Origin of the sequence: Streptomyces sp. NBC_00820 (assembly GCF_036347055.1) — a bacterium.
Classification (GTDB): domain Bacteria; phylum Actinomycetota; class Actinomycetes; order Streptomycetales; family Streptomycetaceae; genus Streptomyces.
The window spans coordinates 7,112,480-7,130,860 of sequence record NZ_CP108882.1 but is presented as its reverse complement, the minus strand read 5'-3'; the positions used below and the strand labels follow the sequence as shown (position 1 = coordinate 7,130,860).

The window sequence follows — 18,381 nt, the reverse complement described above, 5'->3', positions numbered from 1 at the left end:
GAGCACGAACCGGGCGGAGCACGAACCGTGCGGAGCACGAACCGTGCGGAGCACGAACCGTGCGGATCGCCCTTACAAGGCGTCCGGGGCCCGGCGGCGAACCGACTTCGCGGCGTTGCGGAGACCGAGACGGAAACCAAGTCGGAGGTCGAGTCGGCGGCCGAGTCGGGGCGACGGCGGTGTCGCCCGGAGGTGCAGCGCGGCGAACAGCAGGCAGAGTGCGGCCATCGTGGACCACAGTGTGGTCGTCCCGGCGCGGGCGAGCAGTTGGGTGCCGAGGACGGGTGCGAGCGTCGCGGCGATGCCCCAGCTGGTGCCGAAGACGGCAAGGTAGCGGCCGCTTCCGCCGGACGGTGCGAGGTCGGTGACGAGCGCGTAGACGCGGCCCATGACCAGCAGGTCGCCGAGGCTCCACACGGCGGTCGAGACGAGCAGCGCCGGCAGGTCGCGGGCGAGGGCGTAGCCGGTCAGCCCCGCGGCCAGGAGGAGATGGGCGAGGGCGAGCGCGACGGACCTCGTGAGCCGGGCCACCCAGGGCAGCCGCACCAACGGCTGGGCGAGCACGGTGGTGACCGCGCCGGCGGTGAACAACAGCCCGGCGTCGGCGGCCGGCAGGCCCTGTCGCACCAGCGCGAGAGGGAGGGTCATCACCGTCTGCTGGTTGATCAGAGCGTAGGCGGTTCCGGTGGCCAGGACGCTCAGCAGGGCTCGGTCCCGCAGCGGTCGTACGACCGTGAAGTCCCGGTCCGCACCGCGAGGCGCCGGACGGTCGTGGGGAAGGGCCAGCCGGATCAGCAGGGCGCAGGCCAGGCAGGTCGCGGCGTCGGTGACGAAGAGCAGGCGCAGGTCCCAGCGCCCCAGCAGGGCGGCGAGCAGGCCGGCTCCCATGCCGCCCGCCGCGAGCGCGGCGCTGAACAGGCTGAACGCGCGCACCCGTTGCCGCTCCGGCACGGACTCGCCGATGATGGCCTGGCTCGGCGGCTCGTAGAGCTCGAAGGCCAGCCCGAGCAGCACCGCCCCGGCGACCGCCCAGGTGAGCGACGCGGAGGCCGCGATCGCCAACTGCGCGACGGCGCACCCGCAGAGTCCGAGCACGATGGTCGTTCGCCGGCCGATCCGGTCGGCCAGTCCTCCCCCGGCCAGCCGCGAGGGGATCGTAGCCAGCCCGAAGGCGGCGCTGACCAGCCCGGCGGTGGTCAGGCTCGCGCCGTGGTCGGCGCAGATCAGCGCGGTGAGAAAGGGCAGTGAGAAGGCTCCGAGCCGGTTGACGACCCGGGCGAGCAACAGCAGGCGGACGGTGCGGGGCAGCGGTTCGAAGCGCGGCACGACGCCCCCCGTCACTGGTCAATCACCTATTGTCGGTGACGGATACCGTAGACAGGCGGAAGGTAACTGGTCAAGTGTTGTTCGACAGTCACATGCGTACCCTGCTCGATGCCTCGGTGGCGCTCGTCAACGCGCTGACCGACGGTGAGGCGCGCGGCCGCCGCTATGACGCGCCCGAGGGCGCCGAGCGGGTCGGGGCGGTCCGCGCGGCGCTCTCCGCCGGGGCCGACCTGGGACTCGGCGATGCCGACCGGCTGGCCGGCACCGCCCGAGCCCTGCGCACCGTGTTCGAGGCCGCGGCCGGCGACCGCCTCGACGACGCCGCTCCCGCCCTCAACGCGCTGCTGCGCGAGACCGGCGCCCGCCCCCAGCTCGACCGGGCTCCCGGAGAGCCGTGGCAGGTCCACTTCCACGGCGCCGACGACTCCTATGCCGTCGGCTGGAGCGCCGGCTGCGCGACCGGCCTCGCCATGGCCATCGGCGGCGACTACGCCGGACGCCTCGGGGTCTGCGCGGCCCCACGCTGCGACCGGGTCTACGTGGACACGTCCCGCAACGCCGGCCGCCAGTTCTGCTCGACTGCCTGCCAGAACCGGGTCAAGGCAGCGGCGTTCCGTGCGCGGCGGGCGAGTGACGAGGCGTGAGCGGCGGGGGCGTGAGCGGCGGGGAGTGAACCTCGATCGACGCCTGCCGGGAGCGCGGGCCCACACGGGACAGAGCCAGGCGCTCAGGCGCTGCCGAATCCCGTGGACACGTCGCTGAGCCCCCGCGCCTGTTCTTCAGGCTGCCGCCGGGCCCGTTCCCGCGTGGTCGGAATCGTACCCACGGCGTGTCAGACCCCGTCGATACGATCGGTTCATGAGAGCTGCCGGCACCTTCACCGTCAAAGCGTTCACTCCGACCGAACTGAAGCCGGAACCGGCCGTGTCCACCGGGACTCCCGTAGGCGTCGCGACGATGGAGAAGCACTTCACGGGTGACGTCGCCGGGCGCTCGGCGACCCTCTTCACCGCCGCGTTCGACCAGACGACCGGCGTCGGTACCTATGTGGCCGTGGAGTCCTTCGAAGGATCGCTCAACGGCCGGAGTGGGACCTTCAACTTCGCGCATTCGGCGACGACTTCCGGCAGTGACCGCACCGCCGAGTTCTTCACCGTCGTTCCCTCCAGCGGCACCGGCGAACTGGCCGGGATCTCCGGCACCGGCGGGATGACGGTCGATGCCGAGGGGACGCACCGGATCTGGTTCGACTACGAGACCGACTGAACCGCCCTGAGGCGTCGGGGCGCGGATCGAGATGCCGATCCCCGAGCCCGGCCAAGGGGGCCGCCCTCACGGCGGCTTGACCTTACCCTCAAGGGCAACGTTTAGCGTCCTCCGAGGTGAGAGACATGCAGATCAGTGAGCTGGCCCGCCGGGCGGGCGTGACGACGAAAGCGGTGCGCTATTACGAATCGCTGGGCTTGCTCACACCCGAGCGGCTGGCCAACGGCTACCGGGACTACGACGAGCACGCCGTACGACTCACACAGGAGATCCGGGCGCTCGGCGGTCTCGGAATTCCTGTCGAGCGCACCCGGCCGTTCCTGGAGTGTCTGACGGCCGGCCACCGGCACGCCGATGACTGCCCGGCCTCTCTGGCCGGGTACCGGGACGCGATCAGTGAGCTCACGCAGCGGATCGAGGGACTCACCGCCCGCCGGGCGGTACTCGCCGCGCACCTGCATCAGGCCGCCCACCGCGGCAGCCGCGTCTCACCTGCCACCGAAGGAGATGGTCTGATGACGGACTACACGAACCTGCCCGCCGGCCTTCCCGTCCCCGAGGACGACGGCGCGGCCGCTCACCTGCCCGGCATGAAGATGCCGCACCTGGAACTGCGGAGCACCAGCGACACGGCCGTCCGCCTCGACGCGTTCGGCGCGGGTCGCACGGTGATCTACGTCTACCCGCTGACCGGGCGCCCGGGGACCGACCTCCCCGACGGCTGGGACTCGATCCCCGGGGCGCGGGGCTGCACTCCCGAGGCATGCGGCTTCCGCGACCACCACCAGGACCTGCTCGCCGCCGGCGCGGACGCCGTGTTCGGCCTCTCCAGCCAGGACACCGATTACCAGCGCGAGGTCGTCGAGCGGCTCCACCTGCCGTTCCAGATGCTCTCCGACCCCACACTGAGCGTGGCCCGCCAACTCGATCTCCCCACGTTCGAGGCCGGCGGGCTGACGCTCTGCAAGCGGCTGACTCTGATCATCCGCGACGGCGTGATCGAGCACGTCTTCTATCCGGTCTTCCCCCCGAACGAACACGCGGACCAGGTCCTGGCATGGCTCCGGGACAACCCCCTGTAGAGCCGCTCCTGCCCCGCCGGACCTACCCACCCCGCACGACCGAGCTTCCCGTACCGTCCAGTCCATGACACCACTCGACGACCTGGTCCGCCTCTGCCCGCCGCCGACCGGCCTGACGCCCGGGGTGGACTGGGCGAAGGCCGAGCGCGCTCTCGCCACCGCGCTGCCCGCCGACTACAAGCAGCTTGTCGAGACGTACGGCGCGGGGGTCTTCGGCGAGACGATCTGGCTGCTCGCCCCCGACTCCCCGTACGACGAATGCGACCTGCACGCGCAGAGCGTGGAACGGGGCGAGATCCTGGGCCAGTTGTGGGACGCGGGCGAGGAGCGGCCCGCCGGGCTCCTGGAGGCGGACGCCCGGGTACTGCCGTGGGCCTTCGAGGAGGGGACGGGAGCGTTCCTGTACTGGCTGGTGCGACCCGGGCAGCACCCCGACGAGTGGACGGTGCTCTACAACGAGGGGCGCGGCCCGCTGTGGGAGCACCACGGCATGGGGTGCCTCTCCTTCCTTCTCGGGGTGCTCTCGGGGACGGTTCGCACGGAGTACTTCGGCTACTTGTACGAGGTGCTGAAGCCGGCGGAGCACCGTTTCGCGACGGCCGGCGAGATACTCGCAGCGTCCGGGCGGTGACCGCGCCCGCCGCCGACGTCCCAGGCATCCCCGACGTCCCCGACGTCCCCGGCGCCGTCCGCTTCGTCAGGCCGACAGTTCCCACGCGTACGGCGGTTCGGCTCCGGACCGGGAACAGGTGAGGGCGGCGGCGCGGGCCGCGAAGCCGAGCACGTCGCGCCAGGTGTCGGCGTCGAGACCCGCGACGGCCCGGTGGCTCAACGCCCCGATCTCCCGGAGCCGGTGGAGCAGCGCGGCGTTGACCGTGTCGCCCGCACCGATGGTGTCGACCACCGTGACCGAAGTGCCCGGCACGCTCACCTGGCCGGTGTTCCGGCTCCACACGCTCAGCCCGTCGCCGCCGCGGGTCAGGACGATCGCCGCGGGTCCGCGCTCCAGCCATGCGGTGAGGTGGGCCTCCAGGCCGTCGCCGGGGCCGACGTCCGCGAGCCAGTGGGCGTCCTCGACCGAGAGCTTCAGCAGGGCGACGTGGGGCAGCCAGGACAGGAACCGCTCCCGGTAGGCGCCGGCGTCCGCTATCAGGCCGGCCCTGATGTTGGGGTCGAGGGCGGTGAAGACGCCGTTGTCCGACTCCCGGCGCAGCAGGGCCTCGTACGCGCTCGCCCCCGGTTCCAGCACGAGCGAACAGGTGCCGACGGACAGGGCGGTGGCGCCGTCCGGCAGGGCGGACGGGAGAGTGAACAGGCGGTCGGCCGTGCCCTCGGTGTAGAAGCCGTAGCCGGCCGATCCGTCGCTGCCCACGTCGGCGACGGCCAGTGTCGTGGGCTCGGGGCCGCGCTGCACCAGCGCCGTGTCGACGCCCGCGTCCCGCAGCCCCGACAGCAGGGCGGCGCCGAAGGCGTCCGTGGACACGCGCGAGCAGAACGACGTCGGGGATCCGAGGCGCCCCAGCGCGACAGCGACGTTGTACGGGCCGCCGCCCCGCTGCGGAAGGAGCGGCGGCAGGGGGGACGCCGGGTCGGGGGTCGTGGGTGCGGGCACGAGGTCGATGAGTGCCTCGCCGGCGACGACGATCACTTTGCTGGTTCCTTTCGGCGAGCCGTGGTGCGGCGGAGCGACGCGGCTTGAGGGGGGTGTTGGACGTGGCCGGGGGGCGACGGTGGCCGGGGGGGGCGGCGGTCCGTCAGCCCGGAGGGGCGACGGTGGCCGGTGCGCAGCCGCAGGACGTGCGGTGGACGACGGTGCAGGGAAGCCGGACGGTCCGCGCGGGGCGGTCCGGCGAGTCCAGCCGGTCGAGGAGGAGGCGCAGCGCCAGCTTGCCGAGGTCACGGCTCGGCTGGCGGACGGCCGTGAGGCTGGGCGAGAAGAGGTCGGCCCACTCGAAGTCGTCGAAGCTGACGAGCGCGACGTCCTCCGGGATGCGCAGACCCTCGCCGCGCAGTGCCTGGAGCGCTCCGATGGTCATCGCGTTGTTCGCCGCGATGACGGCGGTGGGGCGTGCGGGGCCGGACAGCAGACGCCCGGTCGCGAGGCGGGCGCCGTCGGAGGCGGAGTTGCCGTGGGCGAGCAGCTCGGGGTCGAAGGGGAGGCCGGCCGCGCGCAGCCCCTGCCGGTACCCCTCGATCCGCTCGGTCGTGGTGCTCAGCCCGGCGAGTCCCGCCACCATCGCGATCCGGCGGTGGCCGAGCGCGGCGAGGTGCTCCACCAACTCCCGTACGGGCGCGGTGCTTTCGGCGCAGACCTGGTCGTACGCCGGTTCCTCGGCCTCGTCGACGAGCCGGTCCAGGAAGACGGCGGGGACGTCGGCGCGGTTCAGGTACTCCAGCAGCGCCGACGGTTCGGCGGACGGGGCGATGATCACGCCGTCCACCCGGCGTTCGTGGAGCATGCGGACCACGCTCAGCTCGTGTTCCGGGTCGTCGTGCGGATCGGCGATGAGCAGGCCGTAGCCGGTGGCGAGTGCCTCGGCCTCGACTCCCTGGAGGATATCGGTGAAGTAGGGGTTGCTGATCGCGGAGACGGCGAGGCCGATGGACTGGGTGCGGGAGGTGACGAGGGACCTCGCCAGGGAGTTGTGGATGTACCCCAGCTCGTCGATGGCGCGCAGCACCGCGTCACGGGTGGCCGGCCGCACCGGACGTGTGGCGTTCAGCACGTGGGAGACCGTGGCCACCGAGACACCCGCGTGCCTCGCCACGTCCGCCATTGTCCGCATCGGTTCTCCTTCGTGCGCCTCGTCGCGCGTTCTCGCCCGCTCTCCGTGGAGCCGGACGGTGCCGAACACGGCGGGGAAAGCCCGGCTCGTCCGTCCATGAGACGCCAGCCACCTATGAAAAGTCACACGTAAGCGTTTGCGCAAGCGCTTACGTGGCGATTATGTTTCCCGGCGTCTTCCGACATCCGTCCGCACACCGTTGTGAGGAGGCGCCATGCGCGCTGTCGTGGTCACCCAGCCGGGAAGCGCCGAGCTGGCCGAAATACCCGATCCGAGTCCCGGCCCCTCCGAGGTGGTCGTCCGCGTCAGCTCCTGTGGCCTCTGCGGCACGGACATGCACATCCTGGGCGGCGAGCTGCCGTCCGTGACCTACCCGCTCGTCCCCGGCCACGAGCTGACCGGCGTCGTGGTGGAAGCCGGCCGGGACGTACGCTTCCCGGTGGTCGGCCAGCGCGTCGCCGTGGACCCCAACACCCCGTGCGGCGCCTGCCATTACTGCCGGATCGGCCGCGGCAACCTCTGTGAGCACTACACCGCGGTCGGGGTGACCCGGGACGGCGGTTTCGCCGAGTACGTGGCGGTCCCCGCGGGCCGCTGCCACGTCCTGCCCGAGGGCCTGTCCGAGGCCGCCGCCGGTCTCGTCGAGCCCCTGTCCTGCGCCGTCCACGGCCTCAGCCGGCTCCCCAGGCGCCCCGGTGAGCACTACCTGGTCTACGGCGCCGGGACCATGGGCCTGATGATGGCGGCCCTGGTGGCGGACGCCGGCGCGGCCTCCGTGTCCGTCGTCGACCCCAACACCCGCCGCCTGGATCTCGCCAAGCGCATGGGTGCCGACGCGACCGCCGCGAGCGCCGACGAGCTCGGCCGGGAGCACGGTTTCGAGGTCGTGATCGACGCGACCGGTGTCATCGCGGCCATCGAGGACGGCCTGGGCAGGGTCCGCAAGGGCGGCACCTTCCTGCAGTTCGGCGTCGCCGACCCGGCCAGGCGTGCCTCGTTCTCGCCGTTCCTGGTCTACAACCGCGAGATCGACATCATCGGTTCCATGGCCGTGCACAACGGCTTCCAGCCCGCCGTGGAGATCCTCGCCGGCGGACTGGACCTCGACCCGCTCGTCAGCGACGTCCTGCCGCTCGAGGACTTCGACGAGGCCGTACGGCGCTTCCGCTCCGGCGCGGGACAGAAGATCCACCTCGCCCCGCGGGCGGACGACCCCCGCATCGCGGCGGCCGCGGCCACGGACGCGGCGTCGTGAGCCGCCTGCCGGAGCCCGGGACGACGCCGAAGCGGCGGCCACGGCTGCGGAACGCCCTGATCTGGGTGTTCGGTGCCCTCGGCGGCATCCTGTGGGGATACGACACCGGTGTGATCTCCGGCGCGATGCTCTTCATACGCCAGGACATCGCCCTGACGCCGCTGCTGGAGGGCCTGGTCGTCTCCGGGCTCCTGGTGGGTGCCATGGTGGGCGCCGGACTGGCCGGGAAGCTCTCCGACGCGTGGGGCCGGCGCCGCCTGATCCTGGGGGCCGCGCTGGTCTTCATCGTGGGCACGTTCGCCGCGGCGTTCGCGCCGCAGGCCTCGTTCCTCATCGGTGCCCGGCTGCTGATCGGTGTCGGTGTCGGCATCGCCTCGGTCGTCGTCCCGCTCTACCTGACGGAACTGGCGCCGGTGGAGGTGCGCGGCGGCCTCGCCTCCCTCATGCAACTCCTGGTGACCGTCGGCATCTTCCTCGCCTACCTCACCGACTACGCCCTGGCCGACGCGCACGCCTGGCGCTGGATGATCGGCCTCGGTGTGGTGCCGGCGGCCGTCCTGGCCCTCGGCATCCTCACCCAGCCGGAGAGTCCGCGCTGGCTGGCCGGCCGGGGGCGCCGGGACGACGCCCGCGACGTCCTGACCCGCCTGCGCGGCGACGGCGAGGCCGCCCGCGCCGAACTCGGCGAGATCGAGAAGACGCTGGAGCAGGAACGCGCGCAGACGGAGCGGCTGAACCTGCGCGCCCTGCTCGCACCGCGGCTGCGGCCCGTGCTCGTCGTGGGCGTGCTGCTGGTGTTCTTCCAGAACTTCGGTGGCATCAACACGATCATCTACTACGCTCCGACGCTGCTGACCAGCATCGGATTCGGCGCCAACGGGGCGATCCTCGCGAACGTCGGCATCGGCCTGGTCAACATGCTGATGACGCTCCCCGCGATGCGCCTCATCGACCGGCGCGGGCGTCGGCCCCTGCTGCTGTGGGGATCGGTCGGCATGTGCGCCGGCATGGTCGTCCTGGCCGCGGTGAACCTCACGCCGCTCGGCCACGGGCCGCTGCTCGCCCCGCTGACGCTCTTCGGCGTGGCGCTCTACGTGGCCGCGTTCGCCGCGTCCTGGGGGCCGGTGCAGTGGGTGATGCTGCCCGAGCTGTTCCCCACCCGCATCCGCGCGGGAGCGGTCGGCGTGTGCGTGGTGTTCAACTGGCTCTTCAACATGGCCGTGGCGCTGGTCTTCCCGTCCCTGCTCAGCGCGTGGGGAGCCGGGGCCAACTTCGTGATCTTCGCCGTCACGACGTTCCTCTCCGGTGTCTTCGTCAAGCGACTGCTGCCGGAGACCCGGGGGCGCACCCTGGAGCAGATCGAGCGGGACCTGCTGCACCGCGGGGAAACGGCCACCGCGGCGGACGGGACCGAGTCCCGGCCCGCGGAACTGCCCGCCCCGACCGCGTCGGTGGGCTGACCGAGCCCGCGGGAAGGCGCCTGGCCCGAGATCTCTCGGGCCAGGCGCCTTTTCGCTCGGCGGCCGTCGATCACGTCGGGGGGGCTCGCGGTCGGCGACGCCTCGGGTGAGCAGCCGGGCCGGCTCGTCGGTGGCCCGCTCGACACGGCCGTACCGCTTGAGGACGGGTGCCGAGACCTCGCTTGAGGACGGATTCCGAGACCTCGCGATCCGCTTCGGCGACGCGCCCTGAGACGCCATCTCTTCGGGGCGGTCCCTTCCGGGCGATCCCTTCCGGACGATCCCTTCCGGGCAGTCCCTTCCGGGCGATCCCTTCCAGACGATCCCTTCCGGGCAGTCCCTTCCGGGTTACGCGGCGCCCCCACCCTGGCCCGCGGCCGGGGCGAGGGAGTCGACGTCCTGCATGAAGCTCAGCATCCGGGCGTTGAGCAGCTCGGGGTGGTCGATCGCGGGGCCGTGGCCGGTGTCGGCGATGATCTCGGCACGGGCTCCGGGGATCAGGCGCGGCACGCGCTCCTGTTGCCGCTTGGGATGTACGAGCAGGCTCCGCCTGCCCAGGGCGAGGTAGAGCGGGGTTTCTATGGCGCGCAGTTCGTCGTCGGTCAGCGGAAGCGGCGCGGGGCGGCGTATCCGGAAGGCCCGGACGCCCGCCTGGATCCACGCGCGCAGTTCGGGAACCACGATGACCGGCTGCTCCAGCCAGGAGGCGAGACGTGGGCGCAGCGCCTTCGGGGCGAAGGTCGCGAAGAGGCTGACGAAGATCCAGACGAAGAAGCGCAGGCCCACTTTCTCCAGGCCGCCGGGGTCGAGCAGGGTGACCGAGGCGGCCCTGCCGGGTTTGCGGTGCGCCTGGTTGAGCACCAGCCAGCCGCCGTAGGAGGAACCGACGAGGTGCACCCGGTCGAGGCTGAGTGCGCCGAGCGCCTCGTCGAGCCACTGGGCCGCGCGCTCGGGCTGCCACATCGGTTCGCGCTGGACGCTGCGACCGGGATCGCCGGGGGTGTCCAGCGCGTACACGGGGCGCTCGGCGCTGAGCCCCGGGGTGTTGGGGTACCACTGGGCGGAGCAGCCTCCGGACCCGTGGATCAGGACGATCGGCGTACGGGACGCGCCGACGGGGTCCGTGGGGCCGTAGCGGTAGACGTGCGTGGTGCCGAAGCTCGTCTCCACGTCCGTCTCGAGGTCGGCGGGCGCTCCCATGGCGTAGAGGGTGTCGCAGGTGTCGAAGTACCGGTCGCGCAGGGCGTCGTTCACGTAGTGGCCGACGTCGCTGCGTGGTCTGGTGCGGGTCGTGTGCGCGGACACAGGGCGCCTCCTGGGAGATCGACTCTTCGTGATACGACCGTACCATGATGGTGATACGGCGGTACCATGGAGAGGTCCGGGAAGGTCCGACCCCGGAACTGACCACCACCGGGCGGAGATTGCCACCATGCCAAAGCTCGTGGACCACGAGGAACGGCGTACTCAGATCGCCGAGGCCCTCATCCGGGTCGCCGGGCGGCGCGGACTGCACGCGGTCGGTATGCGCGACGTGGCCGCCGAGGCCGGCGTGTCGCTGCGGCTCGTGCAGTACTACTTCCAGACGAAGGAGAAGCTGCTCTTCTACGGGCTGCAGCATCTGACCCGGCGTTTCACCGCCCGCATGAGCGCCCGCCTCCTGTCGGCCGGTCAGGACCCGGGCCCGCGCGCGACCATCGAGGCCCTCCTCCTCGCCTCTCTCCCTGCCGACGAGGAGAGCCGCACCTTCCACCTGCTCTACACCTCGTACGCGGTCCTGTCCGTGACCGACGGGAAACTCGCCGCCGAGCCCTTCATCGACGACCCCGACGCCGCCGAGAAGGCGGTGACCCACCTGCTGCGACAGGCACAGGAAACCGGTCTGGCCGACCGTGACCTCGACGCACACAAGGAGGCGATCAGCCTGCTGGCCATGTCGGCGGCCATGGGGACCAGCATCCTCGTGGGCCAGCGGGAGCCGGAATCGGCCATCGCGGTACTGCGCTACCACCTGGACCGGATCTTCGCGCGAGCCGAGTGAACGCCGGGGCGTCCCCAATCGGCCGGCGACGACCGGCATCGGACTGTGCCCGGCCCCCGGTCACCTCGGGGCGCGCTCCCGTCGCACCGGCAACACGACGGCACCGCCCTTCCGGGCCCTCGCGGGGCGCCCGGCCGGACGGTGCCGTCGATGCGGGGGGGCGGACCTCAGAACGACGAGAGCGTGAGCGTGAAGCCGGTGGGGGCGGTGTCCTGGATGTAGGAGGCGAAGTCCGCGACGTCGTCGAAGGCGAAGCCGTAGGCCTTGCCGTCCTGGGTCGCCGCGTGGATCGCCTTCGCGTAGTGGTTGGTCAGGTCGCCCCGGTAGAACGCGGCCGGGTCGGTGGCGGGCTGGGCGACGTCGCTGACCAGCGTGGAGCGGTTGAAGCCCGCGCCGAGCACGGCGGCGACGGGGCCGGTGGTGCCGTCGTTCGGCGCGGCGAGGTTGCCGTCGCAGAAGAGGACGTCACGCGTGGAGGGCTTGGCGAAGGAGACCGCGGCCGGCCCGTCGAAGGTGAACCGGTCACCGCGCACACGGCCGGTGAACGTACCCGCGTTGGTGGTGATCTTCAGGTCCTTGCCGGTGTAGGTGCTCCACACCTCGTCGATGTACGGGGCGAAGTAGTCCTTGGCGAAGATGCCCGAGTCCAGGCCGTGGCCGGGCGCGATGATGCGCGTGTCGTCCACGACGAGCTTCGAGAACTCCTCGACCTGCTTGACCGCCGCGAAGGCGGCGGCCCGCCCGCCGTCGCGCAGCGTGCCCGTCGTCTGGTCCTTCTGCCCCGTGAGCCGGATGCTCATCGGCACGCTGAACATGTCGACCATCGTGGTGTTGCAGAACATGCCGCCCGAGTTGAAGGTGAACTCGGCGCAGTCGTGCAGGATCCCGAAGTTGGGGTCGGAGGTGACCCAGCCGGCCGGGAACTGGAGGGCGGCGTTGCCGTTGCCGTCGGTGACGGCCTTGAACTTCAGCTTCTGGCCGAGGGAGACGTATATGCGGCCCGACATGAAGGGCAGGTTCAGCTTGGTGTCGCCGCTGCCGGAGAGCGGGATCGCGTAGTCGGTGAAGCCGTCCGCCCCGTTGTCGGAGACGGCGATGGGGGCGAGCGTCCCGTCCTGGGCGAGCCGGACCTGCTTGCCGTCCAGGTTGCCGACGACGTAGAGGTGCGCGGAGGCGTTGTCGAAGGAACCGGTCTTGTTGACGACGGTCACCGGGAGCGATCCGGCCGCCGCGGCGGTCTTGCCGTCGGCCTGACCGGCGAGCGCGTAGGGGGCGATGGCGGCCAGGGCCGGAACGCCCACGGCGGCGCCGCCGAGAGCGAACATCATCTTGCGGCGGGTCATGTTGCGCTGGTGACGAGGCGTCATGTGTGAGCTCCTTGCCAGGGGTGCGGCCCCGGCCTCGGCATCGGCCGGGACCGCTCCGGTGGGGGGTGAGTGGGGGGTGGGGCAGCGACTGTCCCTGGGTGCGGACCGCTTAGCCGACGGTCCACTTCTGGTTGGCGGTACCGCCGCAGGTCCAGATCTGCAGCCGGGTGCCGTCGGCGGCGGAGTTGCCGGTCGCGTCCAGGCACTTGCCGGCGCCCACGTTGGTCAGGTCGTGGGCGGAGGTGTAGGCCCACTGCTGGGCCTTGGTCCCGTTGCAGCCGTAGAGCTGTACGGGGGCGCCGTTGCCGGTCGAACCCCCTTGGACGTCCAGGCACTTGCCGAGTGTCCGTACGGTGCCGTCGGTGCCCAGCGTCCACTTCTGGGCGTCGGCGCCGTTGCAGTTGTGCAGCTGGACGGGGGTGCCGTCGGCGGAGGAGGCGCCTGCCACGTCCACGCACATGCCGCCGATGCCCTTGATGGCGCCGGTGCGGCTCGTGCCGCCGGTGCCGGAGTCGGGGCTGTCCGAGGCCGAGACGTGGACGTAGTCGACGGTCATGGTCTGCGGGAGCGAGGTGCCGCCGTCGGGGCTGCCGGGCCAGTCACCGCCGACGGCGAGGTTCAGGATGGCGAAGAAGGGGTGGTCGTAGACCCACTTGTTGCCGTTCACGTCGGCCGGGGTGCGCGTCTCGTAGTTCTTGCCGTCGACCGACCAGGTGATCGCGGACGGGCTCCAGTCGACCGCGAAGACGTGGAAGTCGTCCGCGAAGGCCTTGCCGTCGGGCAGGGTGTACGCGGCTCCGATGCCACCGGCACCGGAGTAGCCCGGCCCGTGGATGGTGCCGTGCACCGTGCCGGGCTCCTTGCCGACGTTCTCCATGATGTCGATCTCGCCGCTGCCCGGCCAGCCGGCGCTGCCGAGGTTGTCACCCAGCATCCAGAAGGCCGGCCACATGCCCTGACCGCGCGGGATCTTGATGCGGGCCTCGAAGCGGCCGTACGCCTGGGTGAAGGTCTGCGCGGTGTTCATGCGCGCCGAGGTGTACTGGCAGGTCCCGTACCAGCACTGCAGGCCCGAGTCGTTGTTCTTGCGGGCGGTGATGACCAGGTTGCCGTTGCCGTCGAGCGCGGCGTTGTCCGTGTTCTTCGTGTAGTACTGCAGCTCGTGGTTGCCGTTGCCGCCGCCTCCCGTCTCCAGGGTCCACTTCCCCGGGTCGGGCGCGCTGCCCGCGACTCCGTCGAAGTCGTCGGACCAGGTCTGCACCGTGGCGGCGGCGTTGGCGTTGTGCGCGGCCGGACCGGTCGTGTTGAAGAGGACGGCCGAGGTGAGGGCGGCGGCGAGGAGACACGCCGACCCTCCTAAGGTCCATCGGCGTGAGCGATGAGCGGGCATGGGGGTGACGCACCTTGTCTGTGGGGGGAATCTGCGGTCGAGAGCCGCGCGGGAACTCCCGTGCGTGCCGCACGACGGGGAATCTGAGAGCGCTCTCACCGGTACGGCGAGCGCCGTCGGTGGGCACCGACAATACGCACGTTCAACCACTGCGCCAACCGGAGCGCCAACCCTCAAATGCCCCTGATCTGCGGGGACTTGAGAAGCGACAGGACCGCTCGTGAAGGTTTAAGACGCGTTTAAGCCGCGCTTAAGGAGTGTTCCCGCCGCGCGCACGGTGCGTACGTGGGCGAACACGGCGGAGGGGCCGGTGCGGGCGCTCGACACCGGTTCACGGTGGCCCATCAGGTGACTTTTTTGAACTTCACACCAAGATCAGGTAAATATCGTACATAAATAAGTCAGCCCGGTGGACGTGTCAGGCAGCAGGTGCATCGAGCCCCCGCCTCACGCGATCTGGAGTTCCCGCCGTGCGTCACCCTCTCTCCCTCACGGCTGTCTGCGCGATGCTGCTGACCGCGGGATGCGCGACGGCGGAAGGCGGCGCCTCCGGTACCGGGGACGCCAAGGCCGCGGCATCCGCGTCGGCCGTCGGCACCCGGGCGGTGCGCGCGGCGCTCGACGTGACCGGCCGCACCACGGCACACACCGAGCAGACCGTGGAGCTGACCGCGAACACGATGCCGCCGTACGTCATCTCGGCCTCGGGCGCCTACGACTTCGCCGCTCACCGGGGGACCGCCTCGGTGGGCCTCGCGGACGTCGCACGGTTCCAGGAGGTCTTCACCGACGCGCGGATCTATCTGCGCGGCACGGCCGGCGCCGAGTCCATGCCGTGGTCCTACATCGACCGCGCCGACGCGGATGCGACCCATCTCCTGCGCTCCCCCGGCAACGACCCGGAGTACACGTTGCGGCAGGCCGCCTTGGGTGAGGAGTTCGAGCTGGTCGGCAAGGAGCGGACGAACGGTGCCCCGACCACCCACTACCGCGGTCTCCTCCCCCACAAGGCGCTGACCCTGCGCATGACCAAGGACGCGCGGGAGCAGGCGGACCAGATGCGCGACCTCCTGCACGGCCGGATCCCGGCCACCGCCGACGTATGGGTCGACGCGGAGAAGAGGGTGGTCAGGGTCAAGTTCACCAGCGACATCGCGAGGGCCGGTGTACTGTCCGTCAGCACGCTGACGCTCACGAAGCTGGGCGAGCCGTGAAGGCCGACCCGCCGGCCGGCGACACCGTCGAAGAGTCGGATCCCTCGGTCCTCGGCTGACCGCCGCCCATCGTCTGCCGCTTGCCGCTTGCCGCTGCCGCCTGCCGCCTGCCGCCTGCCGTGCGACCGCTCCGCCCGCGGCGGCGGCGGCGGGGTCAGAACTCCTCGTGGGTGTCCGGGTCGCCTCCGGTCCGTCCGCGTTCGAGCACGGACAGGGACGCGGTCTCCTCCTCGCTCAGAGCGAAGCCGAAGACGTCCAGGTTGGCGCTCCGGCGGGTCGGCGAGGCCGACTTGGGGATCGGGACCGCGTCGAGCTGGAGGTGCCAGCGCAGCACCACCTGGGCCGGGGTGACGCCGTGCCGGTGAGCCAGCTCGACCACGACCGGCTCCGTGAGCAGCCCGTCGCCGCGCCCCAGCGGACTCCAGCTCTGGGTCTCGACGTTCCGGGCGGCGTGTTCCTCCCGCAACCGCGCCTGCGGGAAGTGGGGGTGCATCTCGATCTGGTTGACCGCCGGCATGACACCGGTCTCCTCGGCGAGCCGGTCGAGGTGTCGTACGGTGAAGTTGCTGACGCCGATCGACCGCACCAGGCCCTGCTCGCGCAGCTCGATCATCGCCCGCCAGGAGTCGGCGTACGCGTCGAGCCGGGGAAGGGGCCAGTGGATCAGGTAGAGGTCCACGTAGTCCACGCCGAGCCGTTCGGCGGACGCCGAGAACGCGCGCAGGGTCCGCTCGTAACCGTGGTCGGCACCGCGCAGCTTGGTGGTGAGGAACACGTCCTCGCGCGGCAGGCCGCTCGCGGCGACGGCCCGGCCGACCTCGGACTCGTTGCCGTAGCTCGCGGCGGTGTCGATCATCCGGTAACCGGCTTCGAGCGCGCTCAGGACCGCGGCCTCCGCCTCGGATCCGGCGAGCGGGTACGTCCCGAAGCCGAGGGCGGGGGTGGACAGACCGTCCGGGAGGAGACGTGTGGGGACCGTGCTCATGGAAGTCCTTGTGATCGAGGGGGACATGGCGTGGTGAGGTGCGTGCGGGAAGGACGGCGGCCGGGTCACGGGCCGTCCGCCCGGTGCGGGCACCGGGCGGACGGACGGCGGACGGACGGCGGGCGGACGTTCAGACGGTCTGTGCCGGTGCGGTGCGCGCGGCCTCCGCCTGCGCCTGCGCCTCCGCCTGTGCCTCCGGTGCGGATTCGTCCGGTGCGGGAGCCGGTCGCAGGAGCACCCAGCCGGCGAAGGCGGCGGTGAGGGCGAGCATCGCGATCCCGCACCAGAGGTTGACGTTCCAGCCTCCGGACTTGCGGAGTTCCTCCTCCGTCGCTCCGGTCGCGCCCATGGCGGTGAGCACGGTTCCATAGATCCCGAAGAGGGCCGCGATGATGCTGCGCAGATCGAGCAGCAGGCGCGCGAGCCTTGCGGGTGGTGTCGTCGGCCGGTCGGTGTTGTCGGGCATCGGGTCTTCCCCTCTCACCAGAAGGCGATGTTCAGCGCGGCGGTCAGGACGAGTACGCCGGCGGCGAGCACCGCGGGCTTGCGGTACCAGCCGGCGTCGTCACCCGTCTCGCTGTGCGTGCGATGCTCGCGTGGCGTCAACGACCAGACGAGGCCGACCAGTTCGCTGTCGGGCTTGGGCCGGGTCGCGAGCGAGACCGCGACGCTCAGCAGGATGTCCACCACGAAGGCGGCGATGGCCCCGAGGAAGCTGGCGCCCTGGCCGGAGACGTGCAGGACCCCGAACCGATTGAGCATGTCGACGGTGACCGCCGACGCGGTGCCGGCGATGAGCCCGATGCCTCCGGCGGCCGGGGTCATGCGCTTCCAGAACATGCCCAGGATGAAGGTGGCGAACAGGGGCGCGTTGAAGAAGCCGAAGAGCGTCTGGAGGTAGTCCATGATGTTGCCGAAGTTGCCGGCGATGAACGCGGTGCCGATCGCCAGGAGACACCCGATCACCGTGAGGACACGGCCCGTTCGCAGGTAGTACTCGTCCGGCTGGTCCTTCTTCACGTACGTCTGCCAGATGTCGTAGGTGACGACGGTGTTGAACGAGCTGACGTTGGCGGCCATGCCCGCCATGAAGGCGGCGAGCAGGCCCGCGATGGCGATGCCGAGCATGCCGTTGGGCAGCAGGTCCCGCATCAGCAGCTCGATGGAGTTGTTGAAGGACACCCCGCCCAGGCTCTGCACCCCCGGATCGGCGGCGTTGGCGGCCTTGAGCGCCGCCAGCTCCGGGGAGAGAACGGCCGCGGCCATGCCGGGAATCATGATGACCAGGATGATCAGCGTCTTGGGGAAGGCTCCGATCAGCGGGGTGCGGCGGGCGGCCGACATGCTCTTGGCCGACAACGCGCGCTGTACCTCGGTGAAGTTGGTAGTCCAGTACCCGAAGGAGAGCACGAAACCGAGACCGAAGACGATGCCGAGCACCGAGAGCGTGGAGCTGCCGATCCCGGTGAGGTTGGTCCCCGGCCAGGAGTGCAGCTGGAGCGCGGCGTTCCCGTTCGAGCTGTCGATCTTCTCGACCAGCCCGCTCCATCCGCCGGTCCTGTGCAGCCCGATGGCGGTCAGCGGCAGGAGCAGGGCCAGGACCACGAAGAACTGCATGACCTCGTTGTAGATGGCCGCGGAGAGGCCGCCGAGGAGGGTGTAGGCGAGGACGATCGCCCCCGCGGCAAGGATCGACAGCCAGGACGGCCAGCCGAGCAGCAGGTTCACCACCGTGGACAGGGCGTAGAGGTTCACGCCCGCGATCAGCACCTGGGCGAGTCCGAAACTGGCCGAGTTCACGAGGTGGGCGAAGGTGCCGAAGCGCCGCAGCAGGAACTCGGGGACGCTGCGGACCTTGGAGCCGTAGTAGAACGGCATCATGACCAGGCCGAGGAAGACCATGGCCGGGACGGCGCCGATCCAGTAGTAGTGCACCGAGGGCAGGCCGTACTGCGCGCCGTCGGCCGTCATGCCGAGGATCTCGACCGCCGCCAGGTTGGCAGAGATGAACGCGAGTCCGGTGACCCAGGCCGGCATGGAGCGGCCGGAGAGGAAGAAGTCCATGCTGGAGGACACCTTGCGGCGTGCCACGACTCCGATGCCCAGCACGAAGGCGAAATAGACCGCGATCAGCGCGTAGTCGATCGGCCGGGCGTTCAGCCGGAGGTCGGCGTCAGCGAGTGCGTGCACCGGTCGCACCTCTCGGACG

17 protein-coding genes are annotated in these 18,381 nt (G+C 71.1%); 8 read left to right on the top strand and 9 right to left on the bottom strand.

Translation table 11 applies throughout. The annotated features are described in order from the left end of the window. Positions 1-72: 72 nt before the first annotated feature. Positions 73-1,326: an MFS transporter gene (locus tag OIB37_RS31790; protein WP_330461055.1), complete on the bottom strand. Its 1,254-nt coding sequence runs from the start codon at positions 1,324-1,326 to the stop codon at positions 73-75. Between the two features lie 92 nt (positions 1,327-1,418). Between OIB37_RS31790 and OIB37_RS31785 the strand changes: the two genes are divergently transcribed. The 4 genes from OIB37_RS31785 to OIB37_RS31770 all read left to right on the top strand — a co-directional run bounded on the left by OIB37_RS31785 (position 1,419) and on the right by OIB37_RS31770 (position 4,305). Then, positions 1,419-1,970 (top strand): CGNR zinc finger domain-containing protein, encoded by a 552-nt coding sequence (locus OIB37_RS31785; protein ID WP_330461054.1) that lies wholly within the window; start codon positions 1,419-1,421, stop codon positions 1,968-1,970. Positions 1,971-2,184: 214 nt separating this feature from the next. After that, on the top strand, positions 2,185-2,592 hold the full coding sequence (locus OIB37_RS31780) for a DUF3224 domain-containing protein (protein ID WP_330461053.1): 408 nt from the start codon (positions 2,185-2,187) through the stop codon (positions 2,590-2,592). Positions 2,593-2,717: 125 nt separating this feature from the next. Beyond that, complete coding sequence (locus OIB37_RS31775) at positions 2,718-3,674, top strand: redoxin family protein (RefSeq protein ID WP_330461052.1); 957 nt, start codon at positions 2,718-2,720, stop codon at positions 3,672-3,674. Positions 3,675-3,738: 64 nt separating this feature from the next. Next, positions 3,739-4,305, top strand: coding sequence for a hypothetical protein (locus OIB37_RS31770; RefSeq protein WP_330461051.1), 567 nt, complete (start codon positions 3,739-3,741; stop codon positions 4,303-4,305). Between the two features lie 66 nt (positions 4,306-4,371). Here OIB37_RS31770 and OIB37_RS31765 read toward each other — a convergent pair whose 3' ends face one another. Then, positions 4,372-5,322, bottom strand: a complete 951-nt coding sequence (locus OIB37_RS31765) for a carbohydrate kinase family protein (protein WP_330461050.1) — start codon at positions 5,320-5,322, stop codon at positions 4,372-4,374. Positions 5,323-5,428: 106 nt separating this feature from the next. Then, positions 5,429-6,460 carry a LacI family DNA-binding transcriptional regulator gene (locus tag OIB37_RS31760; RefSeq protein WP_330461049.1) on the bottom strand — a complete coding sequence of 344 codons (1,032 nt, stop codon included), beginning with the start codon at positions 6,458-6,460 and terminating at the stop codon, positions 5,429-5,431. Between the two features lie 214 nt (positions 6,461-6,674). Here OIB37_RS31760 and OIB37_RS31755 point away from each other — a divergent pair, with 214 nt between their 5' ends. Next, entirely contained in the window at positions 6,675-7,715 is a 1,041-nt protein-coding gene (locus OIB37_RS31755; protein ID WP_330461048.1) for a zinc-dependent alcohol dehydrogenase family protein, read from the top strand. Then, positions 7,712-9,175: a sugar porter family MFS transporter gene (locus OIB37_RS31750; protein ID WP_330461047.1), complete on the top strand. Its 1,464-nt coding sequence runs from the start codon at positions 7,712-7,714 to the stop codon at positions 9,173-9,175. The genes OIB37_RS31755 and OIB37_RS31750 overlap by 4 nt, the downstream gene beginning before the upstream one ends. Positions 9,176-9,523: 348 nt before the next feature. On the opposite strand, the gene OIB37_RS31745 is transcribed toward OIB37_RS31750, so the two are convergent. Continuing rightward, positions 9,524-10,480, bottom strand: coding sequence for an alpha/beta fold hydrolase (locus OIB37_RS31745; protein WP_330461046.1), 957 nt, complete (start codon positions 10,478-10,480; stop codon positions 9,524-9,526). Between the two features lie 127 nt (positions 10,481-10,607). Here OIB37_RS31745 and OIB37_RS31740 point away from each other — a divergent pair, with 127 nt between their 5' ends. After that, the gene (locus OIB37_RS31740) at positions 10,608-11,216 is read left to right on the top strand and encodes a TetR/AcrR family transcriptional regulator (RefSeq protein ID WP_330461045.1); all 609 of its coding nucleotides are present in this window, start codon (positions 10,608-10,610) and stop codon (positions 11,214-11,216) included. 167 nt (positions 11,217-11,383) lie between these two features. On the opposite strand, the gene OIB37_RS31735 is transcribed toward OIB37_RS31740, so the two are convergent. Beyond that, a complete protein-coding gene (locus OIB37_RS31735) occupies positions 11,384-12,583 on the bottom strand; it encodes a beta-1,3-glucanase family protein (RefSeq protein ID WP_330461044.1) in 1,200 nt (399 codons plus the stop codon). A gap of 109 nt (positions 12,584-12,692) precedes the next feature. Continuing rightward, the gene (locus OIB37_RS31730; RefSeq protein ID WP_330461043.1) at positions 12,693-13,973 is read right to left on the bottom strand and encodes a ricin-type beta-trefoil lectin domain protein; all 1,281 of its coding nucleotides are present in this window, start codon (positions 13,971-13,973) and stop codon (positions 12,693-12,695) included. 470 nt (positions 13,974-14,443) lie between these two features. On the opposite strand from OIB37_RS31730, the gene OIB37_RS31725 reads away from it, so the two are divergent. Further along, complete coding sequence (locus OIB37_RS31725; RefSeq protein ID WP_330461042.1) at positions 14,444-15,187, top strand: hypothetical protein; 744 nt, start codon at positions 14,444-14,446, stop codon at positions 15,185-15,187. A 154-nt stretch (positions 15,188-15,341) separates the two neighbouring features. Here OIB37_RS31725 and OIB37_RS31720 read toward each other — a convergent pair whose 3' ends face one another. The 3 genes from OIB37_RS31720 to OIB37_RS31710 all read right to left on the bottom strand — a co-directional run bounded on the left by OIB37_RS31720 (position 15,342) and on the right by OIB37_RS31710 (position 18,362). After that, positions 15,342-16,172, bottom strand: coding sequence for an aldo/keto reductase (locus OIB37_RS31720; RefSeq protein ID WP_330461041.1), 831 nt, complete (start codon positions 16,170-16,172; stop codon positions 15,342-15,344). Positions 16,173-16,302: 130 nt separating this feature from the next. Then, positions 16,303-16,638 (bottom strand): hypothetical protein, encoded by a 336-nt coding sequence (locus tag OIB37_RS31715; protein ID WP_330461040.1) that lies wholly within the window; start codon positions 16,636-16,638, stop codon positions 16,303-16,305. Positions 16,639-16,652: 14 nt separating this feature from the next. Continuing rightward, a complete protein-coding gene (locus OIB37_RS31710) occupies positions 16,653-18,362 on the bottom strand; it encodes a sodium:solute symporter family protein (RefSeq protein WP_330461039.1) in 1,710 nt (569 codons plus the stop codon). Positions 18,363-18,381 lie beyond the last annotated feature (19 nt).